Annotated in this window: 22 protein-coding genes; 11 read left to right on the forward strand and 11 right to left on the reverse strand. The window is 53.3% G+C overall.

The annotated features are described in order from the left end of the window. Positions 1 to 4 precede the first annotated feature (4 nt). Both QT230_RS07050 and QT230_RS07055 read left to right on the forward strand, forming a co-directional pair. Positions 5 to 2,047 (forward strand): hypothetical protein, encoded by a 2,043-nt coding sequence (locus QT230_RS07050; RefSeq protein ID WP_308320884.1) that lies wholly within the window; start codon positions 5 to 7, stop codon positions 2,045 to 2,047. Between the two features lie 100 nt (positions 2,048 to 2,147). Beyond that, a complete protein-coding gene (locus tag QT230_RS07055; protein ID WP_308321396.1) occupies positions 2,148 to 2,906 on the forward strand; it encodes a TlyA family RNA methyltransferase in 759 nt (252 codons plus the stop codon). Here QT230_RS07055 and mscK read toward each other — a convergent pair. After that, positions 2,903 to 6,289: a mechanosensitive channel MscK gene (gene mscK / locus QT230_RS07060; protein ID WP_308320885.1), complete on the reverse strand. Its 3,387-nt coding sequence runs from the start codon at positions 6,287 to 6,289 to the stop codon at positions 2,903 to 2,905. The two genes, QT230_RS07055 and mscK, sit on opposite strands and share 4 nt — an antisense overlap. Positions 6,290 to 6,415: 126 nt before the next feature. Between mscK and QT230_RS07065 the strand changes: the two genes are divergently transcribed. The 4 genes from QT230_RS07065 to QT230_RS07080 all read left to right on the forward strand — a co-directional run bounded on the left by QT230_RS07065 (position 6,416) and on the right by QT230_RS07080 (position 8,548). Continuing rightward, entirely contained in the window at positions 6,416 to 7,447 is a 1,032-nt protein-coding gene (locus tag QT230_RS07065; RefSeq protein ID WP_308320886.1) for a phospholipase A, read from the forward strand. A 78-nt stretch (positions 7,448 to 7,525) separates the two neighbouring features. Beyond that, on the forward strand, positions 7,526 to 7,858 hold the full coding sequence (locus QT230_RS07070) for a DUF883 family protein (protein WP_308320887.1): 333 nt from the start codon (positions 7,526 to 7,528) through the stop codon (positions 7,856 to 7,858). Beyond that, entirely contained in the window at positions 7,858 to 8,262 is a 405-nt protein-coding gene (locus tag QT230_RS07075) for a phage holin family protein (protein ID WP_308320888.1), read from the forward strand. The genes QT230_RS07070 and QT230_RS07075 overlap by 1 nt, the downstream gene beginning before the upstream one ends. After that, positions 8,237 to 8,548, forward strand: a complete 312-nt coding sequence (locus QT230_RS07080; RefSeq protein WP_308320889.1) for a YqjK family protein — start codon at positions 8,237 to 8,239, stop codon at positions 8,546 to 8,548. The genes QT230_RS07075 and QT230_RS07080 overlap by 26 nt, the downstream gene beginning before the upstream one ends. 47 nt (positions 8,549 to 8,595) lie before the next feature. Here QT230_RS07080 and QT230_RS07085 read toward each other — a convergent pair whose 3' ends face one another. Next, positions 8,596 to 9,780 (reverse strand): NAD(P)/FAD-dependent oxidoreductase, encoded by a 1,185-nt coding sequence (locus QT230_RS07085; RefSeq protein ID WP_308320890.1) that lies wholly within the window; start codon positions 9,778 to 9,780, stop codon positions 8,596 to 8,598. Positions 9,781 to 9,969: 189 nt separating this feature from the next. Between QT230_RS07085 and QT230_RS07090 the strand changes: the two genes are divergently transcribed. Then, positions 9,970 to 11,070 carry an efflux RND transporter periplasmic adaptor subunit gene (locus QT230_RS07090; protein WP_308320891.1) on the forward strand — a complete coding sequence of 367 codons (1,101 nt, stop codon included), beginning with the start codon at positions 9,970 to 9,972 and terminating at the stop codon, positions 11,068 to 11,070. Next, entirely contained in the window at positions 11,070 to 14,234 is a 3,165-nt protein-coding gene (locus tag QT230_RS07095) for an efflux RND transporter permease subunit (protein ID WP_308320892.1), read from the forward strand. The genes QT230_RS07090 and QT230_RS07095 overlap by 1 nt, the downstream gene beginning before the upstream one ends. A 90-nt stretch (positions 14,235 to 14,324) precedes the next feature. Here QT230_RS07095 and QT230_RS07100 read toward each other — a convergent pair whose 3' ends face one another. After that, positions 14,325 to 14,753: a DUF3617 family protein gene (locus tag QT230_RS07100; protein ID WP_308320893.1), complete on the reverse strand. Its 429-nt coding sequence runs from the start codon at positions 14,751 to 14,753 to the stop codon at positions 14,325 to 14,327. A gap of 146 nt (positions 14,754 to 14,899) precedes the next feature. On the opposite strand from QT230_RS07100, the gene QT230_RS07105 reads away from it, so the two are divergent. Further along, on the forward strand, positions 14,900 to 15,109 hold the full coding sequence (locus QT230_RS07105; RefSeq protein WP_308320894.1) for a CPXCG motif-containing cysteine-rich protein: 210 nt from the start codon (positions 14,900 to 14,902) through the stop codon (positions 15,107 to 15,109). Between the two features lie 21 nt (positions 15,110 to 15,130). On the opposite strand, the gene QT230_RS07110 is transcribed toward QT230_RS07105, so the two are convergent. From QT230_RS07110 to QT230_RS07125, 4 genes are all read right to left on the reverse strand, one after another. Next, a complete protein-coding gene (locus QT230_RS07110; RefSeq protein WP_308320895.1) occupies positions 15,131 to 15,961 on the reverse strand; it encodes an ABC transporter permease subunit in 831 nt (276 codons plus the stop codon). Continuing rightward, positions 15,958 to 16,893 (reverse strand): ABC transporter permease subunit, encoded by a 936-nt coding sequence (locus QT230_RS07115; protein ID WP_308320896.1) that lies wholly within the window; start codon positions 16,891 to 16,893, stop codon positions 15,958 to 15,960. Before QT230_RS07115 ends, QT230_RS07110 begins: the two co-directional genes overlap by 4 nt. A 51-nt stretch (positions 16,894 to 16,944) precedes the next feature. Continuing rightward, positions 16,945 to 18,126: a polyamine ABC transporter ATP-binding protein gene (locus QT230_RS07120; protein ID WP_308320897.1), complete on the reverse strand. Its 1,182-nt coding sequence runs from the start codon at positions 18,124 to 18,126 to the stop codon at positions 16,945 to 16,947. Between the two features lie 100 nt (positions 18,127 to 18,226). Next, the gene (locus tag QT230_RS07125) at positions 18,227 to 19,330 is read right to left on the reverse strand and encodes a polyamine ABC transporter substrate-binding protein (protein ID WP_308320898.1); all 1,104 of its coding nucleotides are present in this window, start codon (positions 19,328 to 19,330) and stop codon (positions 18,227 to 18,229) included. Positions 19,331 to 19,679: 349 nt separating this feature from the next. Here QT230_RS07125 and ahpC point away from each other — a divergent pair, with 349 nt between their 5' ends. Then, positions 19,680 to 20,243 (forward strand): alkyl hydroperoxide reductase subunit C, encoded by a 564-nt coding sequence (gene ahpC, locus QT230_RS07130; RefSeq protein WP_071693741.1) that lies wholly within the window; start codon positions 19,680 to 19,682, stop codon positions 20,241 to 20,243. Between the two features lie 119 nt (positions 20,244 to 20,362). Continuing rightward, positions 20,363 to 21,919, forward strand: coding sequence for an alkyl hydroperoxide reductase subunit F (ahpF, locus tag QT230_RS07135; RefSeq protein ID WP_308320900.1), 1,557 nt, complete (start codon positions 20,363 to 20,365; stop codon positions 21,917 to 21,919). 66 nt (positions 21,920 to 21,985) lie between these two features. Here ahpF and phaC read toward each other — a convergent pair whose 3' ends face one another. From phaC to aroC, 4 genes are all read right to left on the reverse strand, one after another. Then, positions 21,986 to 23,914, reverse strand: coding sequence for a class I poly(R)-hydroxyalkanoic acid synthase (gene phaC, locus QT230_RS07140; RefSeq protein ID WP_308320901.1), 1,929 nt, complete (start codon positions 23,912 to 23,914; stop codon positions 21,986 to 21,988). A gap of 215 nt (positions 23,915 to 24,129) precedes the next feature. Next, positions 24,130 to 24,540: a phasin family protein gene (locus QT230_RS07145; protein ID WP_308320902.1), complete on the reverse strand. Its 411-nt coding sequence runs from the start codon at positions 24,538 to 24,540 to the stop codon at positions 24,130 to 24,132. 149 nt (positions 24,541 to 24,689) lie between these two features. Beyond that, a complete protein-coding gene (locus tag QT230_RS07150) occupies positions 24,690 to 25,118 on the reverse strand; it encodes a hypothetical protein (protein WP_308320903.1) in 429 nt (142 codons plus the stop codon). A gap of 76 nt (positions 25,119 to 25,194) precedes the next feature. Continuing rightward, on the reverse strand, positions 25,195 to 26,286 hold the full coding sequence (gene aroC, locus QT230_RS07155) for a chorismate synthase (protein WP_308320904.1): 1,092 nt from the start codon (positions 26,284 to 26,286) through the stop codon (positions 25,195 to 25,197). Between the last annotated feature and the right edge of the window lie 3 nt (positions 26,287 to 26,289).

The following is a 26,289-nucleotide window of genomic DNA, read 5'->3' on the forward strand; positions in this document are numbered from 1 at the left end:
CACCGTGGAGACAGATCAAGTGTCGTCTTCTCAAGAAGATAGCAAGCTCGATGTCCTGTTGAGCAAATTTGATGAAGCCGTGCACCTGCTCACGCAGGCGCCAACCTTCTCAAAGCCCGCCGTACTGCCACGTGTATTAGACACTGCGCGGAGTGTACTGCTGGAGGATGGCGGTTGCGAAGCACTGGAGTTACGCGCGCAAGCGTTTGAAGATTCAGGCGTATTTTTGGGCTCCGATTGGGAAACACCCCAATTTCTTGTGCCTACGTTGACAACCTTCGCGCTAAAAAGCGCAGATGCCAATGTGGTCGTCATTGAGGCATTAAGCGAGCTGCGGCTCCTTGCCGTCGCCAAAGGCGATTTCGTGCATTCTCTCGTTTCCGCAGAACATGCACACCACTACCTCACCCAGGTAATGGCGATTAATCTATGGCTGCTGTTCTTACCACCCAGCGAGGCGGAACGTGAGACGCAAGGAAGCTTGGCATCCATTCCTCGTCACCTCTTCCAGCATCTCGCTGATCGCATTGGCTACGAACATATTGTTGATCAACTGATTGATGAGATATGGCGCATTTTAAAACAGCGCCCTATCCAGGTTGATTCGATCAAACAGATGATCACCCAAATTGCGCTGTGCCAGGCCAATCCCAGCATTGATCTGGGCGCCAGCGGACAAGGCGCCGACCGTCTAGTGAGTTCGCTTTATGGCCCCACCCAGGCCTGTCGTGAAGATCCCGGCGTCGATGTTTATCGCGACCGGTTAGAGCATATGGATCAGGCCGCCCTGCAGGCTGAATCCACAGGGTTTGCTCGGGCAATGCACGACACCGGTCTCGTGTCGCCTTATCACGCCGTGCTGTTACGCCACTTGCTTGAAGAGGGGGATCACTTACTTTCCGAGGCGCTGGGGCTATCGTCAACGGGGCGCGACTGCTTGCTCTGTTATCGCGAACTGGTTCAAGCGCTTATACGTGGCGGCGTTTATCCCGCCACAGCGCAGGCAGTCTACGGCCTTGCGCTGATGCTCGAGCGTGGCATTCTCTACCAGCCGCCGGTGGCGCCGGCGATGTGGCGCCAGCTGAACCTGCCACTTTCAGAGTGGTCACAGTCGCGGCTTAACATGGCGTACGGGGACCTTGCATCCCCACGCGCTCGCTTGATCGAAGGCGTGCTGTGCATGCTGGGGCTACCGCTAGGGGTGGGCCAAGGCAATAACCCAACTTGCCAATCGGCCCGGGCGCTTTCAATGTGGGCTTACAACGACCCGGACTATTTACTGCAGATGGTGGCCTGGGCCGCGCGTGACGACGAAATCATTATGCATTTTGAAGGTCAGGCGATTTCGTCAATGGAGACCATTGCAGGCGTTGCCAAGGAACTGCCAATGGATCTCGACCCTGTCTCACTGATCGTCGTGCCCCACCTGGACCGTATTTATGCGGAAATGGGCCGGCGCTGTGTGAGCCGCGAGGGCGACCCCCACCGCTGGGTTAACCCTGAGTTTCACGGCTGGTGGTCGGGCCGCGGTTTTCGTATCAATGTCGATGTAGCCACTGGGCAGTTAACCGATGTGGACGATTTTGTGCGTCGCTTCTACGCCTACTATCACCCTTATTACAATGGCAATCAGCCGCTGATTCATCCCCAACCTGCAGGCATTGCAGTTACCGATAGCGCGGCGCGTTTTATCGGTTGGCATGCGATTACCATTTTGCGTGCCTCCCTCGACCCTTCCGATATCATGAGGGTGTATTTCTACAATCCGAATAATGATAGCGGCCAGGATTGGGGCGATGGCGTTATTGTGAGCACATCGGGCAACGGCGAACGCTTTGGAGAGGCGTCGTTACCTTTTGATCGCTTTGCATCGCGACTGTATATTTATCATTATGATCCACTCGAACGCGGTGAATTGGTTTCTGTTACTAGCGAAGAGTTGAGTAATGTTAAACACTACCTGCATCGTAGTTGGGGGGCTTCGCGCTTACCGCCTACCGAACTTCAGGCAGACCAAGGCCCTAACGCACCTCCTGAGGCGGGTTAAGCAGCCCGCCGAACGACACTCTCAATCACTATGTCTCAAGCACTATGTCTCAAGCACTATGTCTCAAGCACTATGTCTCAAGCACTATGTCTCAAGCACTATGATGCGACTCGACCAACTGTTGGTCAGCCAAGGGCTGGCCAACTCACGCACCCGCGCTCAGCGGCTAATTCGTCACGGACGGATAAAGCTGGCGGAGAACGGTAAACCGTTAATGAAGGCGTCGGAGAAATGGCCCGAAGATACGCATTTTAACGTCGACGAAGACCCTGAAGAGCGCTATGTATCCCGCGCAGGTCTAAAGCTTGAGGCGGTGCTTTTAGCGCTTGGGCTTCGTTTCGATGACGATGTTGTGCTTGATATCGGACAGTCCACTGGCGGCTTTACAGACTGCGCGCTGCATTTTGGTGCCCACCACGTGGTGGGCGTGGAGGTCGGCCACGGACAGCTTGCCTCTGAGCTGCGCGGCGATCCTCGCGTCACCTGCCTGGAAGGCTTGAACGCGCGCTCAATGAGCAGTGCCGACGCGCTTATCAATGTGCTGACCGCTAAACCTATTGATATCGCTATTATGGACGTCTCGTTTATATCCCAAACGCTAATTCTACCTGAAATTGCCAACCTCTTGCCTCCGAACGGCCAGCTAATCTCACTAGTCAAACCCCAGTTTGAACTGACACCCGGCGCGTTGGATAAACGCGGCGTAGTGCGTGATGCCAAGCGCTTTGACGAAGTGGAAGCCAGCATCCGCAGCGCCTGTGAGGCTTGCGGGTTGGCCATTCGCCACTGGCAGGAGAGCCCGATCACTGGCGGTGATGGCAATCGCGAATTCCTCCTTCATGCGGTCAAAGTGGCTTAACTCGTTCCAGGCGGTGAAAGGCGCGTTGCGGATTGGACTTTTACCCCCTCATCCTGGTCTCGATGAAGCCAAACATCCATCTGCTCAAAGGCCACTCGAACGCCTGCCTCTCGAAACAGCTCGTCTACCCGGCAGTTAATCTCATCAGCGGCAAATAGACGATCGAGCAAGTCGTTAACGAAAATGCGTAACTCAAAGTTAAGGCTATGCTGGCCGTAGCTTAGGCAGAAAACTTGCGGTTCAGGGTCGGTTAGAACCCGTGGGTTTTCATCTGCAGCTTGGTACAATAGCTGGTGCACTTTCTCCATATCCGAGCCGTGAGCCACGCCGTAGGTAAGCACCACCCGGGTAATATTGTCCGACAGCGACCAGTTAATCAGTTGATCGGTGACAAAGGTCTTATTGGGAATAATGATCTCTTTGCGGTCAAAGTCTGTGACGGTAGTCGCACGAATACGAATGCGACTGACGGTACCATGTAAGTTGCCGATGGTAATGGTATCGCCAATACGAATCGGACGTTCAAACAGGATAATCAAGCCCGATATAAAGTTGGCAAAAATCTCCTGTAGACCAAAGCCCAATCCTACACTTAACGCAGCCACTAGCCACTGCAGCTTGTCCCAGGACACGCCCAGTGTCGCTAGCCCCATGACCACACCGGTACCCACAATGGTGTAGGAAAGCAGCGAGGTAATCGCATAAGAACTGCCCTGCTTCAATGACAGCCGGGACAGCACCATCACTTCCAAAAGGCCGGGCAAATTACTCGCCATAATAAACGTAATCGCCACCACCAACAGAGCGGTAAACACGTCGGATATCGACAGAACGTTGTTGACGAGATCACCCTCTTGCGACTCCCACAGCGACACGTTATCTAAATAGCCCAGCACCGAGAGTAAATCAGACCAAACTAAATAAAACAGCGCGCTAAAGCCTATCAATACGATCAGCTTAGAGAGCCGCAGCGACTGACTATTGATCTGCTCCATGTCGAGCGGAGGCTCTTCCACTACCTCAAGCCCGCCTTCGGCGCCCTCCTGTACCTGAGCCCGGCGGCGCGCCAGCGCGCGCCGATAGGCCAGCCGACGCGCAGCCACCGCAAGGCTTCTCACCAACGTGGCTTCCACGACCACCCACAGTCCTAGCAGATAAAGGGTGATAGCGAACCTGCCCACCAGACGTAACGCCGTGTACTCGTAGCCCCAAACCACCAAACCCAGCAAGATAAGCGGCACCGAGGCCATGGCTAACCCTAGCAGCAAACGAAACAGCCGAACGCCAAAAATGGGGATATGTGCCAGTATCAGCTGCGCCAACCACCAACTCATGGCTATCAGACCTAGTGATAATAACCCTAGTGCTACAGGCCGCAGCGCTAGCGGCGTTTCCATTTCCCCTGACATTGCCGCAATCGCAATGACCGGTACTAAAGCCACGCCTAAACCACCCAATAATTGACGCAAGCGGGCGTTGTACTGGGGCGACCAGGTAAAGTGGCGCTCCGCCACGCCATCGGGAACCAGTAGCCTGCGTACCCACGCGACCGCCGCCCAACTAAGCGCCAATTGCAGCAGCGCAGGTGCTACGCTCTTGGCCAACGGCCCTTCCGCAGCCAGCAACCCCACACCAACGCCGGCTAATGCCAACGGGCCGGAGATTGCCAACAGCGCATTGAGTAACACCGCTCTCGGGGTATGTAACTGCGTATCACTCTTTAATCGCCCAATTTGTGAATGCAGCTTGGCCAAGATAGCCTTTATTTGCCGCCGTAAGCCTATAAGCACTAGGCTCAGCACGATCAGCGGCGCTCCTCTTAGCACTTCCCAGGAAAGCCCTTGCCAGTGCGTAGGTAAAACCGCCCGCCACTCTCCCTCCTGCCACTCCAATAGCAGGTTATGTGGCAACTGACGCAGCCAATTAAGATCTAAAGGGCGGCTATTGGCGACCCAAAACAGCTGCTCATCGATGGTTTCACGCAGTTCGCTGGTGGTGGTCAACAGTTGCTGCTGGTTCAGTTGCAGCTCAATTGCCGCGCTTAGCAAGCTTCCGTAAGACTGCTCTAACTGCTCGACCAGCTCGCGCCTGGATTGATATAGCCGCGACAACGAATCGACAAGGCCCGGCGTCGCCTCAATACCGGCCTCTGCCAATCGCGAGGTAGCAAACTGTTCGCTTTGACGCAGATCGTCACGTTGGCGTGCCAAATCAAACTGCTTTAAACGCAGATCGGCAATTTCATCCTGCAAATCACGTGGGGCAGCTAACGGAGGCAATGATTGGCGCTGTTCACGGAGAATACGTGATAGCAGTTGGCTGCCACGAATCGCCTCAATTTGTTCATTGAGGCTGCGCTGCAGTTGACGCACATGCTCCAACTGACGCTGCGCTTCAATATTCTCGCGCACAATACTATTAGCGCGATCCGTCGCTCGCAGCAGTTCCAGGCTTAGGGTTTGATTGGTCTGTTGTGCTTGCACAACCACGGGTTGTCCGGCGGCAATTAATGGGTTATCCCGTGCCGCATCGGCAATCGCCTGCTCGGAGGCCAAACGGCGCTGTTGATCTATCACTCCTTGCAGCATGTTGAGCTGCTGCTCTTGATAGTCGACCTGTATCATAAGCACATCACGGCGCTGCTGAGCCAATTCACGCAGCCGGCTATTGGCGCTCAGCTCACGCTGATAAAATCTCACTTCGCGGTCAGCCAGCGCGCGCTCTAGGCGGAACTGGATAAGCCGTGCGTCATTCAACGCAGAAAGTTGGCGATCCGCAAGCAAAGCCTCGCGCTCATCGTGTTGTCGGCGTAAACTCTCCGCGCGTTGAAGCGTTTCCGCAATAGATTGTTGAGCACGCTCAGGAAGAGTCTGCGCAGCTAACAGCTGCGAGTTCACTTCCGCCAGTTGACTTTGCAGCCGTTGAAGCTCAACCACTGCCTCGGTTTGCAAGGATTCCAGCTCGTCGAGGGGACGATCACTCAAATCGGCAACTGAAAGCTGCTGGGCTGCCTCTTCCGCGTCATTCAACTCAAGCTGAAGGCTTGATAGAAGCTCCGGGGCTTGCTCAACCCGAGCGTCTAGTGCATTGAGCCGCTCATTAACCGACGTCAGCCGCTCGTAGGCTTCAATAGCGGCCTCTAAGGCCCCTTTGTCGCTGGCCTGCTGATCGGTTAATGTATCCTCTAGTCCTTCTAGCTCAGCGAGCCGTGCTGCCAATTCAGCCTGCTCAGGGACACGATCAAGCATGTTCGCTTGAACCGCGGCATAAGTCTGATTAATAGCGGTACTGCTAATTAGCAGTAGGAATAAACACGTTACAATCCATTTATAGACGCATTTCACCACGTTACTTATGCCTCGTTGACATCGAATGCTCCGCATACACGGATATTAGGGTTATTGTCAGACGTTCTGATAGCCAGCGCAATCAGAGGTGTTGACTTCCGCAGGCGGCGTGTTAGAAACGAGGTTGGCTTTTGCCACCCTATTACTTTGCGAGTCACCTTGATGGTCACCCCAAAATTGCCGTTAAAGAAATTAATCCTCCTGCTGGGCCTTGCCACTTTCAGTGCAGATGCCTTCGCTGAATCCCAGCAAGAGATCGAAGAGCGCATCCGCGCGCTTAACGCTGAGCTGTATGACTTGCGCCAGCAGTTGCAGCAGGCGGAAGACCCACAGACAGCCACACTCGGCACTGAGGTTGAACCGCTGCCTGAAGATGCGGCACGGGAAGACCTAAGCGATCGTCGCGAGCTTGAACAGGAATCCAGCCGCAACCCGTTTTCAATCACTACGCACCGCACCAACTACCTGTTTCCGGTTAGTTACAATGCCAACCAAAATCCTGAGAGCTTTCGCAACATTTCTAATGATGGCAAACCGGATGACGTGGAGTTGAAATTCCAGTTCAGCGCTAAGGTTAATCTCGCTGAGCAGGTTTTTGGTAACTATGGCGATGTCTACTTTGGTTATACCCAGCGTAGCTGGTGGCAGGCTTACAATACCGATGCCTCATCACCTTTCCGTGAGACCAACTACGAGCCTGAAATATTTATCGATTTTGATAATGCCTGGGAGGCGCTTGGGTGGGTGAACACCCGCAACCGAGTATCCCTTAATCACCAGTCTAACGGTCGCTCAGATCCGCTTTCGCGTAGCTGGAACCGTGTCTATCTGGAAAGCACTTTTCAGCGTGGCGATTGGGCGTTTACCGTCGCACCGCATTGGCGCATACCGGAATCCAAAGAGGATGACGACAACCCGGATATCGAGCGCTACATGGGATATGGCGATATTCGTCTCGCCAAACGTCTTAATAACAACCATGAAATGAGCGGACAATTACGCGGCAACCCAAGCGCTGGTAATATTGGCACACAGATCGATTATAGCTGGCCTGCTTTCAACAGCTTGCGTGCGCATGTACAGTACTATTATGGATACGGCGAAAGTTTGATCGATTATGACCATCGCGTGCACCGTTTAAGTATTGGATTTAGCCTCAATCCCTTATTTAGTGCTTCAGGGCTGAACCGATAGTCACAATTGCTTGTCTGTTATTGTGTGGCTGCTATGCTGAACAGCAGCTAAATCATTCACTCGTCAAAGGAAGACTCCATGGCTAAACGTCAAGCCACTTACTCTACTCAAGCCGATCAACTTAAAGATGATCTGCGCCACTTAAGTGAAACCGTTGAAGAGCTAGTCAATGCGACAGCCAAAGATGCCAGCGGAGAGATGAACGACCTTCGCTCACGTGCCGAGCGCCGTTTGAAGGATACTCGTGCGCGGCTTGAAGCGCGTGGCGAGCGCATTTACGACGAAACGCGCGACTCATTAACGCATCAAGCCGATGCATGTGATCGTTACGTGCACGAGAATCCCTGGACTAGCATCGGTATCGGTGCTGCTGCGGGTTTGGTCGTCGGTATGCTGCTCGGTCGTCGCTAATGGCTTTGGGGCCAACCCAACGCGTCTTCTCTGCCGCCAAACGCTTACTGAACTCGCTGATAGCCAATAGCGAAACCCGTCTGCGTTTGGCGGTGTTTGAGTTAGAAGAAGAGCGTGCCCGCTTAATGGTTCTGCTGCTGCTTTCAGGAGCAAGTTTATTGCTTCTGCTACTAGGCATTGCCACGTTAACGGCACTCATCGTGGTTCTGTTCTGGGACAGTTATCGCCTCGCAGCCATTGCGATCAGTGCAGGCGTATTGATAGGCGCAGGTTTACTGCTTGCATATATCGCTATCCGCCAATCAAAGCGTCACTCTCTCTTAAAAGAAACACTCAAACAGCTTGCCGCTGATCGAGCTTTGCTTGAGGAACCAAGTGATGAAACCATCCGCAGAGGCCGTTAAACCGGCCACTAAACCACTGAGCCGCGCTGAGCGTAAAGCCCAACTGTTGGCTGAGTTGGAACAGCAGCGTGTGGATATATTGGTCGATAGCGAATATTTGCAGCAGGCAGCCTCGCCGCTCGATCAAAGCTGGAAAAGCTTTAGACTGCCGCTTTATATAGTTGGCGGCATGGCTGCCTTCAAGATAGTACGCCACCCTGGTGGCGCTATGGCAGCGGGTAGAACGGCGTTGGCAGGTTATATGCTACTTAAAAAGCTTAAGTTATTAGCCAAAGTAGCCACTTAATCTACACGTTTTGCTGAGCCAGAGTTTACGTAAAATGCATTTCTAGCTCAGCAGGATTGCCCACAGGCAACTCCACTTGCCCAGGCCCACTGAAAGTTATATCCCCCAAGCTCCCCTGTTACATCCAACACCTCACCGATAAAACGTAGCTGCGGCAAGCCTTTCACTTCAAAGGTTTTAGAAGATATAGCGTCGGTGTTAACGCCCCCCATGGTGACTTCTGCCGTTCGCCAACCTTCGGTGCCCGCTGGCTTCAATTGCCAGGCATTGAGCCTTTCGGCCCACTCGTCCAGCGCGTGATTGGCATAGTGTGCCAGCGGCCGCGCTGGATCGTGGTCGGGATACCATTCAAGCAATGCTTGCGCCAATCGCTTGGGGAAGCGCTCTCCTAGCCATGTTGAAAGCTGACGTTTGGGCGTTACCTGCCGCGCTTCGCGGAGTGATTCCGCCACGTTTTCATCAGGCAGCAAATCAACCGTGATGCTCTCCCCAGGCTGCCATACACTGGAAATTTGCAGCATTGCAGGCCCTGACAAACCGCGATGGGTAAATAGCATGGGGTCAACAAAACGTCGAGTGCTTGCACTAACAGCAACCGGAACGCTCAGGCCAGAGAGCTCCGCTGCTCGGGCTTTCCAGGTGTCGCTAAGGGTAAATGGCACCAGCCCAGGGCGAGTCTCGAACACCTCCAAGCCAAACTGGCGAGCGAGATCATAGCCAAACCCGGTGGCACCCATGGTAGGAATGGAGAGCCCACCGCTTGCGACCACCACTACCCCCGCCTCAACTTTACCGAGTGACGTCGCTAGCCGCATGGCATCGCCCTGCTGTTCAACGCGGGTAATCTGCGTGCTGAGTCTTATTTCGACACCCGCCCATTCACACTCGGTGAGTAGCGTGCGAACTATTTCCTTGGCTGAAGTGGCACAAAATAGCTGCCCCGGTGTTTTTTCAACATGCTCAACGCCGTGCCGCTCCACCAGTTCTACAAAATGTTCTGGTCGGTATCGTTTAAGCGCCGAAATACAAAAGAAGGGGTTTGATGAGTAAAAGTGCTGAGGAGTCGTGCCAAGATTGGTAAAGTTGCAGCGGCCACCGCCGGACATCAGAATTTTCTTGCCCGCTTTGTTAGCGTGATCAAGCACTAAGACGCGCTTTCCGTTATAGCCCGCTTGAGCCGCACACATTAAGCCAGCAGCCCCGGCACCGATGATGACGATGTCATATTTCATAATGGGTAGTTCATAATGGATAGTTCATAATTGAAAAATCATGATGGACGGCTCATAAAGAGTGACGCATGTAGAGCGCCTTGGGCTATAAAAAGCAGGCATTCTAACAGGATCAAGGCTTAAAATTACTATATGTCAGAATTAGTCTATACAATAACTGTATAAATATTTACTAACACTGAGACGACTATGCATCTGCCCTCGCGTCGACGACTTTTCCTGCCATTTACGCCAACTCCACTCGCCCTGCTTTTTTCTCTGGCCCTGCTGTTTTCTAACGTAACATTCGCCCAGTCAGCGCCACCGGTGATAGGTACACGGGCAGTGATGACTACCTGGTCAGATCCGCTAGAGGCCTTGGGAACGCTTAGCGCAGAAGAGAGTGTCACGCTTTCCGCCACCGTCACGGAAATTGTTGGCGAGATCAATTTCCATGACGGTGAACAAGTCGAAGAGGGACAACTGCTTATTCGCTTAGAAGATGCTGAAGAGCAAGCGCAACTCCGAGCATCCCAGGCGTTACGCGAAGAGCGCCGCAATGCGTCCGATCGCGCCTCGCAGTTGCAGGAGCGAAACTTAGCGGCCCGTGCAGACGTCGAAGACAATAGATCCCGGCTGCGCCAAGCGGACGCCGATATTCAAGCGATTGAAGCACGCCTAGCCAATTACCAGATAGAAGCCCCCTTCAGCGGCCGTGTGGGCTTCCGCAATATCAGCGTTGGCGCTTTGGTAACGCCAGGAATGGACTTGGTCACGCTTGATAAGCTTGATGTCATGAAGCTGGATTTCAGCGTTCCTGAAGTTTTTTTAGGCCGCCTTATGCCAGGCCTTATGCTAAATGCCACCACCGCCGCCTTTCCCGACGATATCTTTAGCGGCGAAATCGCCACCATCGGCACGCGGGTTGACCCTGTCACACGTAGCGTTAACGTGCGCGCCGAGTTCGACAACGCTGATGGGCGTTTACGCCCTGGCATGCTGATGGAAGTGATCGTTCAACAGCATGTTCGTGACACCATTGTCATTCCCGAAGCCGCTATTGAGCCCAGTGGTGACCGACATTTTGTGATGCTTATCCAACAACGCGATGGCACTACGCGTCTAGCCCAGCGTGAAGTCAAGATTGGCGAGCGGCGCAACGGCGAAGTGGAAATACTCGAGGGATTAGCAGCGGATGACTTAATTGTCTTCCATGGCCTGCAGTTGGCTAGGGATGAGCAAGAAGCAAGGCTGATCGGGATTGCCGATGACGAGACCGGTATTCGAGCGCTGCTAGAGGCTGACCGCTAATGCGTTTATCGGATATTTCTGTTCAGCGGCCGGTACTGGCGATGGTCATCGCCGCACTGATTATTGCCTTTGGCTTCTTAGCGCTTAATCGCCTGCCGCTTCAAGAGTACCCCACCATTGATCCGCCGATAGTCACTATCGACACCCGCTATCCAGGTGCTTCCGCCAGCGTGGTTGAAACACGCATTACCCAAGCGCTAGAAGACCGCATCGCCGGGGTGGAAGGCATTGATCTAATCACGTCGCAAAGCGAAGATGGCCGCTCTCAGATCGAAATCGAGTTTGGCATTGATATGGACATCAATGCCGCCGCCAACGATATTCGCGACCGCATTTCCGGTGCGTTGGGCAACCTGCCTGAAGATGCTGATAGCCCTGAGGTCACCAAGGCTGACAGCAGCGAAGAGATCGTGGTGTGGCTAAGCCTTTCCGGCGAAGACTACTCCATTACAGAGCTTACCGACTACGCCAACCGCTTTCTGGTCGACAGTCTCTCTGTGCAGCCGGGCGTGGCGCGAGTGCGGGTCGGCGGTGGCAGTGACTATGCCATGCGCGTCTGGTTAGACCGTAATGCCCTGGCGGCACGTAACCTAACCGTTAGCGATATTGAAGATGCCCTGCGCGCCGAGAACGTGGAGCTGCCAGCAGGCTCAATTGAATCCGAAGATCGACAGTTTATTGTTCGCCTGCCCCGCAGTTTCGCCAGTGCCGAAGATTTTCAGCGCCTTGCGCTCAACTCTCCTAGTGACGCCTCTGCCAATCAGGAAGAGAGCGGCTACTTAGTCCGCCTTGGGGACGTCGCGCGGGTGGAAGTTGGCGCAGTAGAAGATCGTTCGGTCTTCCGCTCTAACGGCGTGCCGATGGTAGGCCTTGGCATGATTATGCAATCAACGGCCAATGTCATCGAGCTCTCTGAAGCGGTGCGAGTGGAACTTGAGCGCTTGCAAGGCACGTTACCGGAGGGAATGTCGTTAAGCTTAAACTACGATGCTTCACTGTTTGTTTCTGGTGCGATCGAGCAAGTAGTGATGACGCTATTTATCGCCATGGGGCTGGTCGTAGTCGTGATCTTCATGTTTTTGGGTAATTTACGTACCACCTTGGTGCCCGCGGTCACGGTACCCATTGCGGTTATTGGGGCCTTTACCGCCCTGGCCGCGATGAATTTCTCGATCAACCTGCTAACGCTGTTAGCGCTGGTATTGGCCATTGGCCTGATTGTCGATGATGCCATCGTCGTGCTTGAAAATATTAACCGACGCATGCACGACTACGGTGAAACGCCCTTGGTAGCCGCTTTTCGTGGCACCCGACAAATTGCGTTTGCGGTTATCGCGACCACCTTGGTGTTGGTGGCCGTCTTCGTGCCGCTGAGTATGCTTCAGGGCGATATCGGTCGACTGTTTTCGGAATTTGCGCTCACCATGGCGGCAGCGGTCGTTGTTTCGACCCTGCTGGCGCTGACGCTCACCCCAATGATGGCGTCTAAAATACTAAAGCCGGGCATGCACGACAGCCGCATTGGCAAAGCCGTGCAGTGGCTGCTTAGTGGCACGCAGCGGCGCTATCAAACCGCTCTTGAGTGGATGCTAAAAATGCGCTGGCTGGTCGTGGCCATGTTTGTGCTGTTGATTGCCGCCACGGCTTGGCTGGCCACGGCACTACCCAACGAATACACCCCACAGGAGGATCGCGGTAACTTTATCGTATTAGTCAATGGCCCTGAGGGCGCCACTTTCGACTACATGATGGATTACATGGATGAAATCGAAGCGCGCATGAACCCGCTGGTCGAGAGCGGCGAATTAGAGCGCGTCGTGGTTCGCGCCCCGCGTGGCTATGGCAACATCGAGAATTTTAACAGCGGCTTTATCATCGTCAATATGGCCGATTGGGGCAGCCGACGCAGCGCTTGGGAGATCATGGCCGAGGTACGTCAGACGCTTAGCACCCTGCCTGGCGTGCAGGCCTTCCCAGTGATGCGCCAAGGCTTTGGTCAGCGCACCCAAAAGCCGGTGCAATTTGTGCTGGGCGGAGGTACTTACGAAGAGCTTGCCCGCTGGCGCGATACGCTGATGAACCATGTGCGTGAAAACAACCCGCGCTTGATGGCACTAGAGAGTAACTATAACGAAACCCAGCCCCAACTGCGGGTGGAGATCGACTACGAACGGGCGGCCTCTTTAGGCGTCACCGTTACGGAGATCGGTAGAACCCTGGAGGTATTGTTAGGCGGCCGAAATGTCACCCGCTATGTGGATGACGGCGAAGAGTACGATGTGATTTTAGAAGGTGATCGCGGCAGCCAGAACAGCCCCAGAGCACTGGATAATATTCAGGTTCGCTCGGCTCGTACCGGTGAGTTGATTCCTCTGGCAAGCCTCGTCACGCTTTCCGACTTTGCTGGCGCCAGCACGTTAAATCGCTTTGATCGCATTCGCGCGATTACCATTGAGGCTAATTTGGCGGATGGCTACCCCCTCGGCGAGGCGCTGGCGTATTTAGAGGAGAGTGCTGCAGAACTGTTGCCAGAAGAGGCGCAGACCAATGTGGCGGGGGCATCGCGTGATTTTCAACAGGCCAGTGGCGCCACCGCCTTCCTGCTGATACTCGGCGCTTTAGTGGTCTTTTTAGTCCTGGCTGCGCAGTTTGAAAGTTTGATTCACCCTTTTGTGATCATGCTAACGGTGCCGCTGGCAATGAGCGGTGCCCTGCTTGCGCTACTGCTGAGCGGCCAATCGCTGAATATTTACAGCCAGGTAGGGCTAGTGCTGCTCATTGGCTTGGCCGCTAAAAACGGCATTCTGATTGTTGAGTTTGTCAATCAGTTACGCGATGAGGGCCATGCGTTCCGTACGGCGCTGATCGAAGGCGCGGTCACTCGCTTAAGGCCCATCTTAATGACCGCGGTGACGACCATGGCCGGTGCCATTCCGCTTATTATCTCGACCGGCCCCGGTGCCGAGTCGCGTTTGGTCATCGGCACGGTGGTGATGGCGGGGGTGGGTTCGGCGACGATTTTCACACTATTTGTCGTACCTGTGGCGTATGACCTGCTGGCACGCCATACCGGTTCGCCTGGAGCAGTGAAGCGTCGCTTAGAGAATGAGATAGCCAATGCGCCCACGGCGACCCAAGCACCGGAAGGCTCGGCAGACAGATAGTTCGACGCAAATAGTCCAGCGCAAACAAAAAAATGGGCGCCCCTGCTGCTGCCGGGACGCCCTTTTAGTCACTTAGCTAAAGGTCTGTGCTTATTCGCACTCGCCAAGATGCTCGCCTTTAATGACCGTATTCATGCTTAGCTCGCCCATGGGCGATTGAGTAAGGATATCGACGCTTCCTTCAATGCGCTCACCCATAAAATGCATTTCACCATCGATGGTCGCTTCGCCACCTTCAGCACGGCATACCATGCTGTAGCTCAGGCCATCTTCTGTCATGTCCTGCTCAAGCAACTCGCAGCCCTCTTCTTCTTCAATGAAGCCGAAGTCAGCACTCTCAAGCTCTTCTTGAGTAATACACTGGCGCTCTGTTTCCGTTTGATCCGGAATTTCCATTTCGCCGCTTACGCTGGTTTTACTAACAAACTCCCACTCACCAGCGGCCACATTGGGGGTTTCAGCCAACGCGACCATCGGAAAAGCCACTAGGGCCGCTACTGCCATGTTACGTAACATCATCGCTACTCTCACTGCGTTGCTTTAGGAATTTAGAGCCTAGGTATCCTACCTGATTCAATCCCACGATGCCCTATCCAACGACCACACTGCTACACTGAACGAATAACAAGGTAATTCAGCGCACCCGCTATACAAGGTAGCCAACAATGCAAGACGACGCTCTGGTCAATTATGACTTTCACTGCCCTTACTGCGATTCACCGCTGACCTTCCTGATCGATACTTCCCAAGGCAGTCACGACACTTGGGAAGATTGCCACCAGTGCTGCGCACCCATCCAGCTGCAAATCGTTGTTTCTCCCGTCACCGGCGAACTCGACAACGTCGTTGCCGGACGCGACGATGACGTGCTCTAGCCTTGAATTTAACGTCTTGTATTAAGCGTCTCGCAAGGCAGCTTTGCGTTTGGTTTCGTTGCGACGCATAAAGAACCATGCCAGTAAGGTCGCCAGCGATACAGTCAAAATAATCAGTGTCGCGAGCGCGTTAATTTTCGGTGATACGCCCATTCTTACCGATGAAAATACTACCATCGGCAGCGTATTAGCCCCCGGACCAGAGACAAAGCTGGCGATCACCAGATCATCGAGCGAAAGTGTAAACGCCAACAGCCAGCCCGCCGCTAGCGCGGGCGTAATAATCGGCAACGTGATTGAAAAAAAGGTTCTAAGCGGAGGCGAGCCCAAATCCATCGCAGCCTCTTCAATCGAGTGATCCACTTCACGCAGGCGCGCAGCCACCACGACCGCCACATAGGCGCTACAAAACGTGGTGTGGGCAATCCAGATCGTCGCCATGCCGCGGTCAGCGGGCCAACCAGTAATTTGCGCCATCTGTACAAATAGCAGCAGTAGCGAGAGACCAGTAATCACTTCAGGCATTACCAATGGCGCCGTCACCATACTAGAGAGCGCCGTTTTGCCCCGAAAATGGCCGAAGCGTGTCATCACGAAAGCAGCAACGGTACCTAAGCAGACCGCCATGCTGGCCGCAAAAAAGGCGATGCGTAGGCTTGTCCATACTGCCGACAATATCTGCTGATCGCGAAACAGTTCGCCATACCACTGGGTAGAAAAGCCGGCCCAAACGGTGACCAGTTTCGAAGCGTTAAACGAGTACACCACCATTACAAACATCGGCAGGTAGAGAAACAACAGGCCAAGCACCAGCATGATTGTCGAGAAATTAATCCGCGGCACTTTGCTCATGATTCTAGTTCCCGTGACTGATAGCGGTGAAACCAAACAATCGGTACCAGCAGTAGCAGTAGCATCACCATGGCGAGCGCCGACGCCACCGGCCAATCGCGGTTGAGGAAAAACTCCTCCCACAACACCTTGCCGATCATTAACGTATCCGGCCCCCCGAGCAGCTCAGGAATCACGAACTCCCCAACCGCGGGAATAAATACCAGCATAGAGCCTGCCACGATGCCCCCAGTAGAGAGCGGCAAGGTGACCTTAAAAAACGTGTTGAGCTTGCGCGAGCCTAGGTCTGAAGCGGCCTCAAGCAGCGAGTTATCCAATCGACTCAGATGGGCATACAGCGGCAGCACCATAAACGGCAAGTAGGCGTAGACAATCCCAATGGTAACCGCGAACTGGGTGTTCATCATACGCAGCGGCGAATCGATAAGACCTAGCCCCATCAATAGGTTATTGATCAATCCGCTGTTGCTTAAAATCCCCATCCAGGCGTAGACACGAATCAGAAAAGACGTCCACGAAGGCAGCATGACCAACAGCAGTAACAGCAGTTGCCAGCGTGCCGGTGCTCGGGCCATCGCATAGGCCATCGGGTAACCAATCAACAAGCACACCACCGTGGCAATGAACGCCGTTTTCACTGATCCCCAGTAGGCAGCGATATACAGCGAATCCGACAGCAGGAAAAGATAGTTACCTAGATTGAGAAATACGTGCAGCGTCTGGTCAGCGTACTCCAGCAGTGGGCCATAAGGTGGGATGGCAATCGCTGCCTCGGACAAACTGATCTTGAGCACCAGCGCAAAGGGCAGTAAAAAAAACAGCGTTAGCCAAACAAGCGGAAACGCGATCACCGCCCTGCGCCCTATTTGCAGGCGTTTGAGCAGTGTTGAATAACGTATTGCAGGACGTGCTGAAGAACGAGATGGCTTCATTAAAGGCACTCTCCTCGCGGTATGATAAGCACTATAGTTGCGGTAAAGAGGCTAGCGATTCAAAACAATCGTGCTGTGATCTTCCCAATGGACATACACACGGTCTTCCCAGGTAGGTCGATCACCACGGCGCTCTGTATTGGCCATGCTGACTTTAATGATCTGCCCCGACTGCGTACGCACGTAGTACAGCGAGAAACCGCCTAGATAGGCAATATCATCGACGTTGCCTTCCGCCCAGTTATATTCCGTGGTGGGCTTTTCGCGGGTGAGCCAAATCTTTTCCGGACGCAATGCGACCCAAACCCGCCGATCTACCGCCTGGGTGGTAATACCATGATCAATATAAACGGGTCGTTCAAGCGCGGGGGCTGCAATGCGGCAGTGGTCCGCAGCGTCTTCGATAATCTCGCCTTCAAACAGATTCACTGTGCCGACAAATTCCGCCACCATTCGGCTCACTGGGCTTTCATAAATATCGATGGGCGAGCCTATCTGCTCAATCCAACCATCGGCCATGATCGCCACCCGGTCAGCCATGGTCATGGCCTCTTCCTGATCGTGGGTCACCATAATGCAGGTAACGCCTACCTGCTCAATGATCTCGACCACTTCGAGCTGCATTTCAGTGCGCAGTTTTTTATCTAGCGCGCCCATTGGCTCATCTAACAGCAGCAATTTGGGCCGCTTGGCGAGCGAACGCGCCAAGGCCACACGCTGGCGCTGACCGCCAGAGAGCTGATGCGGTTTGCGCTTGGCAAAGCGCTCCATATGGACCAGTTTCAGCATTTGCGCGACGCGAGCGTCGATATCCGCCTTGGGAAGTTTGTCCTGCTTTAACCCAAAAGCAATATTCTGCGCTACCGTCATATGCGGAAATAGCGCATAGGATTGGAACATCATATTGATAGGCCGCTTGTGCGGGGGCATCGCGGTAATGTTTTCACCGTCTAATAAAATGCGCCCTTCTGTCGGAGTTTCAAAGCCCGCTAGCATTCGCAACAAGGTTGATTTACCCGATCCAGAACCACCTAGTAGCGCGAAAATTTCCCCGCGCTTCACCTTCAAATTGACATCATCCACCGCCAGCGCATCATCAAAGCGTTTGCTTAAACGCTTCACCTCCAGCACTACATCTTCAGCAAACCGCGGTGTCTTCCCCTGAGGGCGTAACACGGGGGAATTGGTTGGCGAAACGGATGAAGGCTCGTTCGACAGGGGCGTAGTGACCATTCGCCACTCCCATCAAAAGGCCCGGAAAACCGGGCATTAAAAAGACGAACAGCGAGCCTGTGAGGCAGTGCCCCCGGCTCGCCGTCGGATAAATATCGGCTTAACGACCCGACTTTACGCGGTTCCAAATGCGCGTTCGGGCACGCAGCACATCTTGGGGTTTTTCGGCCTGGACGTAGAGGTTTTGCATGACCTCGGTTGCGGGGTAAATAGCCGGGTCATTGATAATCTCTTCAGAGAGAAGCTCATTGGCCGCCGCATTAGGATTGGCATAACGCACGTATTCGGTAATTTCAGCGGCAATTTCCGGGTCGAGAATAAAGTTGATAAAGGCGTGGGCGTTTTCCGTATTCGGTGCATCAGCGGGTACCGCCATCATATCGAACCAAAGTGCAGCGCCTTCTTTAGGAATGCTGTAGCCGATGGAGAAGTCTCTGCCGGCTTCGTCAGCGCGCTCGGCGGCCTGGAAAACATCACCGGAGTAGCCAGCGGCAACGCAGACATCACCATTGGCCAAGTCTGACACATAGCGCGAAGAGTGGAAGTAGGTCATATCGTCGCGAACTTCGGCGAGCAGCTCACCAGCGGCTTTCAGATCGTCGATATTTTCGCTTTTCAGGTCTAGGCCTAAGTACGCCATGGCGGGCGTGAGCATTTCATCGGCGGAGTCCAGCATCGACAAGCCGCAGCCTGCTTCGCTTAAAGCAGTTGTTATTTCAGAATCAAATAGTAGCGCCCAGCTATCTACCGGCGCGTCGTCACCCAAAATCTCTTTAACGCGATCAACGTTATAACCGATGCCATTGGTGCCCCACATATAGGGAACAGAGTATTCGCTACCGGCGTCGATGGTTTCCAAGTTAGCCATCAGTTCGGGATTGAGATTGGCTAAATTAGGCAGTAGCTCATGGTTGAGCGGTTGGAAAACACCGGCTTTGACCTGGCGAGTAAAGTAGTAGGTGGAAGGAACCACCACATCGTAACCGGAGCGCCCGGCAAGCAGAGCGGCATCCAAGATTTCATTGCTATCATAGACGTCGTAGGTCACTTCAATGCCGGTACGCTCGGTGAATTTTTCCAGCGTTTCTGGAGCAATGTAATCTGACCAGTTAAATACCCGCACCTCTTCGGCGTGGGCAGCATTAGCCGCTGCGACAAACGAGATGGCCGCAACGGCCACGGAAAGTTTGTGGATGTTCCCCATTATCACTGCTCCTTCTAGATAAACTTTTTCCTACGTTTTTTATAGCCATGTCCGGGCCGCGACAACTGCCGATACACAATCATCGCCAACGGCTAACAATAGAATAGGCCATGATACTGACCGTGCGAATTTTGCGTTGCACCGCACTCTACCGCAAGTCAATGTGAAAAATTCTTGTAATTCAGCTCTTAGACCCCACCTACTCATTAGCGCAGCGGCTCTGCTTCTTGAATCGATAGCATGAAGCTATCGAGGGCATGGCTATTATTAACTTTAGCCTTTAGTCGCTAGCCATTAGTATCATCATTACTTCCTAATGATTCATTTACCTACTCTGGAGTTTATCTGAATGTCATTGATTAACACTGAAGTTAAGCCGTTTAAAGCCACTGCTTACCTAAATGGCGAGTTCGTGGACGTCACTGAAGCAGACTTGCAGGGCCAGTGGTCTATCTTTTTCTTCTACCCCGCTGACTTTACGTTTGTTTGTCCGACTGAGCTTGGCGACTTAGCCGACAACTATGCTGAGTTCAAGAAGCTGGGCGTTGAAATCTACAGCGTTTCAACCGATACCCATTTCACTCATAAAGCTTGGCACGACAGCTCTGAGACTATCGGCAAACTGCAGTACCCGATGATTGCTGATCCGACACTGCGCATTTCACGCAACTTCGAAGTTTTGATCGAAGAAGCGGGTCTGGCCGAGCGCGGTACTTTTGTTGTCGATCCTGACGGCAAAATCCAGATCGTAGAAATTAACGCTGGCAACATTGGCCGTAACGCTGAAGAGCTGCTGCGCAAAGTCAAAGCCGCCCAATACGTACGCGCTAACCCGAACGAAGTATGCCCAGCCAAATGGAAAGAAGGCGAAGAAACACTCGCTCCTTCGCTGGATCTCGTAGGCAAAATCTAAACCGCCTATCGATCTCACCTGCCGCGACCGCTTAGTCGAAGCGGTATGTGATAGCTATACACCCGGGTTCTGCCCGGGTGTTGTGTTTTTAGCAACAGCACTGTGAGGAAGCTACTGTCATGCTGGACGCCAATTTAAAATCCCAGTTGAAAGCGTATCTGGAAAAAGTGACTCAGCCGTTCGAGATTGTTGCCTCCCTCGATGACGGTGCCAAGTCACAAGAACTCTTTGGGCTGCTCGAAGATATCAGCAGCCTGAGCGACAAAATCACGCTACACAGCGACGGCCAAGATGCCCGCACACCATCGTTTGCCATCAACCGCCCTGGTGAAGAAACCGGTGTGGTCTTCGCCGGCATTCCGATGGGCCACGAGTTCACATCGCTGGTCTTGGCGCTGCTGCAAGTAGGCGGCCATCCGCCTAAAACCTCTGATGAGATGCTTGATCAAATCAGAGCACTCGACGGTGAAATGCTGTTTGAGACCTACTACTCACTGTCGTGCCAGAATTGCCCTGATGTGGTTCAAGCACTTAATTTGATGACTATCTTTAATCCGAATATACGCCACGTTGCCATTGACGGCGCGCTTTTTCAGGATGAAGTTGAGTCACGGGAAATCATGTCGGTGCCGAGTATTTACTTGAACGGCAAACCGTTTGATCAAGGCCGCATGACGCTAGAAAAGATTCTGGCTAAAGTCGACACTGGCGCCGCTGAACGCGATGCCAAAAAGCTAAGCGAAAAAGCCGCGTTTGATACGCTGGTAATAGGTGGCGGCCCGGCAGGTGCCGCAGCGGCGATCTATTCGGCGCGTAAAGGCATCAATACAGGCATAGCCGCTGAGCGCTTTGGTGGTCAAGTGGCGGATACCATGGGGATTGAAAACTTTATCTCCGTTTCGCATACCGAAGGACCGAAGCTGGTTAGCGCCCTTGAAGAGCATGTAAAAGATTACGAAGTCGACGTCATGAATCTTCAACTTGCCACTTCTTTCAGCGCCGCTGAGATTGAAGGTGGCCTGCACGAAGTGACTTTTGAGTCTGGCGCTAAGCTTAAGAGTAAAACCCTTGTGCTGGCGACAGGCGCTCGCTGGCGTGAAATGAATGTTCCCGGCGAGCAGCAGTATCGAAATAAAGGCGTTGCTTACTGCCCCCACTGCGATGGTCCGCTGTTCAAGGGTAAGCGAGTGGCGGTGATTGGTGGCGGCAACTCGGGCGTGGAAGCAGCCATTGATCTCGCCGGAATTGTTGGGCACGTTACGCTGGTCGAATTTATGGGTGAAATGCGTGCTGATGCCGTGCTTCAGAAAAAACTCAAAAGCCTGCCTAACGTCGATATTATTCTCAATGCGCAGAGCACCGAAGTTACCGGTGACGGTAGCCGTGTGAATGGCTTGAACTATAAAGACCGCACGACCGATGAGAGCAAATCCATCGCGTTAGAAGGTATTTTTGTTCAAATCGGCCTAGTACCCAATACCGAGTGGTTGAAGGGTTCGCCGATTGAGATGACGCCACGCGGTGAGATCATTGTCGATGCGCACGGCATGACATCGGTGCCCGGTGTATTCGCGGCGGGTGATGTCACTACCGTGCCTTACAAGCAGATCATTATCGCCATGGGCGAAGGTGCCAAAGCCTCGCTCGGCGCGTTTGACTACTTAATTCGTAGTTAATCTAAAAGCCCGCTGATTATCAGCGGGCTTTTTTAGGTCGAGCGCGGCTCAGTTCTGAGCCGTCAATTAAGACTGGGAGGGGGCCTCCCCTAGCACTTCAGGGATGGTCATCTTCACATAACGCCCTGGCGCAGGCTCAATCACCTTGAGTTCGCCATCACCGGGTTGACGAACGGGCACCATTTTTTCTCTATCAGCATAGCCATTATCGGTCATCCAGGTCTGCCAGTGTGGCCACCAAGAGCCTTCCTGAGCAGTAGCGCTTTCCAACCACTCTTCATGGTTTTCTGGCAGTGCGTCGTTGGTCCAATAACCGTACTTGTTCTTGTGCGGTGGATTGACGATACCCGCGATATGCCCGGAGCCGCCTAGCACAAAGGTAACCGGCCCTTTAGGCAGCAGCGCCCCGTAGTAAGTGCTGTTCCATTTGGCAATATGGTCTTCTTTGGTAGACACAAAATAGCTGGGCACGGATATCTTACGCAGATCAATTTTTACGCCATCCAGCTCGATGCCATTGGGTTCTACCAAGCGGTTCTCCAAATACATGTGCCGCAAGTACCAAGCATGGGTGCCTGCAGGCAGATTAGTGCCATCGGTATTCCAATACAGCAGATCAAACGCGGCGGGCGTTTCGCCTTTTAAGTAGTTATTAATGTAGAACGACCAAAACAGATCATTCTCACGTAGCAAATTGAAGGTGTAGGCCATCGAGCGACCATCCAGATACCCCTTCAGTTGCAGCGTCTGCTCAATGCCCTCAACCGCACGCTCATTGAGGAAAACACCAATGTCACCGGGATCGCGAAAATCCTGCAGCGTGGCCATGTAGGTCACCGACTTCACTTTGCGACCACGCCGTGTGCTGGTGAGATAAGCCACCGTAGAGGCCGTTAACGTGCCACCCACGCAGTAGCTAAGTAGATTAACCGACTTCTCGCCGCAGGCTTGTTCGATAGCTTCAAGCGCGCTAATCGGCCCCATCTGCATGTAATCAGCCCAGGTAATATCGCGCTGCTCAGGCCCCGGATTACGCCAGGAGATCAAGAACACCGTATGCCCCTGATCTACCAGCCATTTAACCATTGAGTTATCTTCGCGCAGATCAAGAATGTAGTACTTGTTAATCCACGGTGGCACCATCAGCAGCGGCGTTTTAAACGTCTTTTCAGTAGTCGGCGTGTACTGGATCAGTTGGATCAGTTCATTTTCGTAGACCACTGAACCAGGGGTTACGGCAATGTTTTCGCCGACGCCAAAAGCGCCGCGATCAGTCATGCGAACGTTAATACCTTCTGCTGAATTACCTAAATCTTCGCGCAGGCGCGCCAAACCATCGATCAGATTCTGTCCGCGCGTTTCAATCGTACGGCGCATAACCTCTGGGTTGGTAGTCATAAAGTTGGTCGGCGCCATCGCATTGACCAACTGACGGGCATAAAACATCAAATTACGCTGTTGTGTCTGATCGAGACCGCTCAAACTGTCAACCAGCTCTTCCACCATCTGCGAGAACAGTAGGTACTGCTGCATAATGGCCATGTAGTGCGGGTCTTGAGTCCAGGCGTCGTCTTTAAAACGGCGGTCACCTTTGGCCGGGGTAATGAGCGGAGTGACTTCCTCTCCGGCCATTCCGCGCATGGCTTGCTGCCACAATAACCACTGATCTTGCAACAAACGAGTTTGTGTTTCCCATAGCAGCGTAGGGTTTTGCATCAGCGACTGCGCACCCGCCTCAAAGCTTTCGCGCATATCACTGTAAATGGAGTCGGCGGCTTCGCTTGGCGCGATACGAGCAAGCAGATCCTGCATGAGCCCCTGGTACTGTTCACCAATTTCACTAAGCTGGTTATTCCAATCCTCAAGTTCCGCTTGAGATAAGCCTTCAGGAATCTCTTGGGCCAGCCCTTCAGAAAGGCGTTGAGATAAACCGTCGGTTAGTTCCTTGGATAGCCCTGTTAAGGCCTGGAACGGATTTTGCCACGCTGAATGCATACTTACTCTCCCTACGCCTACCGTCGGGCGCACCAAACGCTGTGGGCTATATTGTAAAAACTGTTACAAAGACCACTGTAAAGACTGTCGTAATACCTACTCTTATTGCTGTTCTTACAGCTAGTGTACTGACCTGCACCGCGCATGTCGGAATTGCAACGACCCTAGCTTCTAACGCATCGCGGCGCCCTTGGGCGCCGCGATGATGTCGCCAATCAGCTTTTACGCGATGACTGACTGGAGGCCTTGGCGGGTTGCTGCCCTTTAGCAGACGCCTGGGCTTGGTCGGACATTTGCTGCCCAGCTTCACTGAACATTTTTTCCATTTCAGACTTAAACTGCAGGCTCATTTCGCTCATTACCCGCGCGTCTTCCTGCATTTGCTGGGAAAGCTCGTTCATCATTTCGGCTTGTTTGGTACCGAAATCACGCAGGCTTTCTGCATCTTGAATTTCAGTAGCGCTGCGAATGCGCTCGGTACCCATCTGGCTGTAGCGCTTCATGGCTTCCAGCTGATACTGGGTCATTTTTTCCATATTGTTGAGCATCAGCGAATTAATTTTGCGCATCGGCTCGAACATCTGCTTAGTTTGGGCGTTGAAGGCGTCCATCATATTATCTTGCATGGTGTCTGCTCCTAATTCATTCCTTGGCATGAGCCTGGAGTGACTCATCGCGATTTAACTCTACTTCATTTTGCTGCACTGCAAAAAGGATAGTGGCTGACATGATGCATTGCAACATACTTCAGTTAGCGTCCTTACCATGTAATCCTCTAGCCCTTTGCTCGGGAGCGCGAAGAGGCGGTGGTTTTAGCCTTGGCACTCTTCTCGCTCGACGACTCTTTGTTCGACGACTCTTTGTTCGACGGCTCTTTGTTCGATGTAGTCTGACTTGAGGCGCGTTGACTTGATTCCTTATCACTGGCAGCAGAGTCGCTGGAAGTGCCTGCTTGACGCAGCATATCCAGCATCATCTGCTGATAAGTTCCGAAATTAGCTAACCCCTGTGAAAGCCCTTGCTGCATCATCGGCTGTTGCAGGAAAGGCCGCATGAGGCTCATAGGGTCATAACCCTCTACCCCAGACTCCATCTGCCGCTGAATATTTTCCAGCAGGTTTTTCTGAAAGACTTCGACATCTGGCAATCCCAGCGATTGGCGAAACTCTTCTGGGGTCAAGTCAAACTCAACGTTAATCTTCATAGGCGGCTCCTGCTTGGTGCTGGCTATATTGTTTTGTTTGAGTGTAGCAGCGAACTGTCAACCTTACCGTTTGGCTTTAGCGCTGCGTTAAACGCGGCGTATCAACGCTCACATCGCCATTTTGGCCGCGCTGGCGTAGCCAATGATCCAGTAGCGTCATCGCCATCATCGCCTCAGCAATAGGCGTTGCGCGGATACCCACGCAGGGGTCATGGCGCCCTTTGGTAATCACCTCTACCGCCTGACCGTGGATATCAATAGAGCGCCCAGGTGTGGTGATGCTGGAAGTAGGTTTTAGCGCTAACCGGGCCACAATGGGCTGGCCACTGGAGATACCGCCCAACACCCCGCCCGCGTGATTAGAAAGAAAGCCTTCAGGCGTCATCTCATCACGGTGCTCGCTGCCGCGCTGGGCAATACAGCCGAAACCTGCGCCAATCTCGACCCCTTTTACTGCATTGATGCTCATTAAACCGTGCGCTAAGTCAGCATCCAGGCGATCAAACACCGGTTCGCCTAAGCCTACCGGTACGCCCTCGGCGATCACGGTAATTTCAGCGCCCACCGAGTCTTGGTCCCGGCGCAGTTGATCCATATAGCCTTCTAGGTCGGCTACGCGCTCCGGATCTGGGCAAAAAAAGGCATTTTGGTCGACTGATTTCCACTGCTTGAACTCAATCTTAATCGGGCCTAACTGACTCATATAGCCACGAACCTGCACCCCCTGCGCAGCCAAAAATTTCTTGGCTATTGCCCCGGCAGCGACGCGCATAGCGGTTTCACGGGCGCTAGAGCGCCCACCGCCGCGATAGTCACGGTGGCCATATTTATGGTGGTAGGTGTAGTCCGCGTGGGCGGGTCGAAACTGGTCTTTGATTTTTGAGTAGTCGTTGGATCGCTGGTCGGTATTCTCAATCAACAGCCCAATCGACGTACCGGTGGTTCTACCTTCAAACACACCCGATAAAATGCGCACTTGATCAGGCTCTTTGCGCTGAGTGGTATGCCGCGAGCTGCCCGGCCGGCGGCGATCCAAATCACGCTGTAGATCGGCTTCGCTTAACGGCAGCCCAGGCGGGCAGCCATCAACGATCGCGCCAAGTGCAGGGCCGTGGCTTTCACCAAAGGTAGTGACAGTAAATAGCTTGCCAAACGTATTGCCAGACATGGC

The sequence above is a fragment of the Halomonas sp. SpR8 genome, assembly GCF_031010195.1.
Classification (GTDB): domain Bacteria; phylum Pseudomonadota; class Gammaproteobacteria; order Pseudomonadales; family Halomonadaceae; genus Vreelandella.

Excerpts from the sequence above, each read along its gene's own strand:
- aroC (WP_308320904.1), bottom strand. The coding sequence starts at position 26,286 with ATGTCTGGCAATACGTTTGGCAAGCTATTTACTGTCACTACCTTTGGT.
- mscK (WP_308320885.1), bottom strand. The coding sequence starts at position 6,289 with ATGCGGAGCATTCGATGTCAACGAGGCATAAGTAACGTGGTGAAATGC.
- QT230_RS07105 (WP_308320894.1), top strand. The coding sequence starts at position 14,900 with ATGCAAGACGACGCTCTGGTCAATTATGACTTTCACTGCCCTTACTGC.
- QT230_RS07070 (WP_308320887.1), top strand. The coding sequence starts at position 7,526 with ATGGCTAAACGTCAAGCCACTTACTCTACTCAAGCCGATCAACTTAAA.
- QT230_RS07150 (WP_308320903.1), bottom strand. The coding sequence starts at position 25,118 with ATGAAGATTAACGTTGAGTTTGACTTGACCCCAGAAGAGTTTCGCCAA.
- QT230_RS07055 (WP_308321396.1), top strand. The coding sequence starts at position 2,148 with ATGATGCGACTCGACCAACTGTTGGTCAGCCAAGGGCTGGCCAACTCA.
- QT230_RS07145 (WP_308320902.1), bottom strand. The coding sequence starts at position 24,540 with ATGCAAGATAATATGATGGACGCCTTCAACGCCCAAACTAAGCAGATG.
- QT230_RS07080 (WP_308320889.1), top strand. The coding sequence starts at position 8,237 with ATGAAACCATCCGCAGAGGCCGTTAAACCGGCCACTAAACCACTGAGC.
- QT230_RS07100 (WP_308320893.1), bottom strand. The coding sequence starts at position 14,753 with ATGATGTTACGTAACATGGCAGTAGCGGCCCTAGTGGCTTTTCCGATG.
- QT230_RS07065 (WP_308320886.1), top strand. The coding sequence starts at position 6,416 with ATGGTCACCCCAAAATTGCCGTTAAAGAAATTAATCCTCCTGCTGGGC.
- QT230_RS07095 (WP_308320892.1), top strand. The coding sequence starts at position 11,070 with ATGCGTTTATCGGATATTTCTGTTCAGCGGCCGGTACTGGCGATGGTC.
- phaC (WP_308320901.1), bottom strand. The coding sequence starts at position 23,914 with ATGCATTCAGCGTGGCAAAATCCGTTCCAGGCCTTAACAGGGCTATCC.
- ahpF (WP_308320900.1), top strand. The coding sequence starts at position 20,363 with ATGCTGGACGCCAATTTAAAATCCCAGTTGAAAGCGTATCTGGAAAAA.
- ahpC (WP_071693741.1), top strand. The coding sequence starts at position 19,680 with ATGTCATTGATTAACACTGAAGTTAAGCCGTTTAAAGCCACTGCTTAC.
- QT230_RS07125 (WP_308320898.1), bottom strand. The coding sequence starts at position 19,330 with ATGGGGAACATCCACAAACTTTCCGTGGCCGTTGCGGCCATCTCGTTT.
- QT230_RS07085 (WP_308320890.1), bottom strand. The coding sequence starts at position 9,780 with ATGAAATATGACATCGTCATCATCGGTGCCGGGGCTGCTGGCTTAATG.
- QT230_RS07075 (WP_308320888.1), top strand. The coding sequence starts at position 7,858 with ATGGCTTTGGGGCCAACCCAACGCGTCTTCTCTGCCGCCAAACGCTTA.
- QT230_RS07115 (WP_308320896.1), bottom strand. The coding sequence starts at position 16,893 with ATGAAGCCATCTCGTTCTTCAGCACGTCCTGCAATACGTTATTCAACA.
- QT230_RS07120 (WP_308320897.1), bottom strand. The coding sequence starts at position 18,126 with ATGGTCACTACGCCCCTGTCGAACGAGCCTTCATCCGTTTCGCCAACC.
- QT230_RS07110 (WP_308320895.1), bottom strand. The coding sequence starts at position 15,961 with ATGAGCAAAGTGCCGCGGATTAATTTCTCGACAATCATGCTGGTGCTT.
- QT230_RS07090 (WP_308320891.1), top strand. The coding sequence starts at position 9,970 with ATGCATCTGCCCTCGCGTCGACGACTTTTCCTGCCATTTACGCCAACT.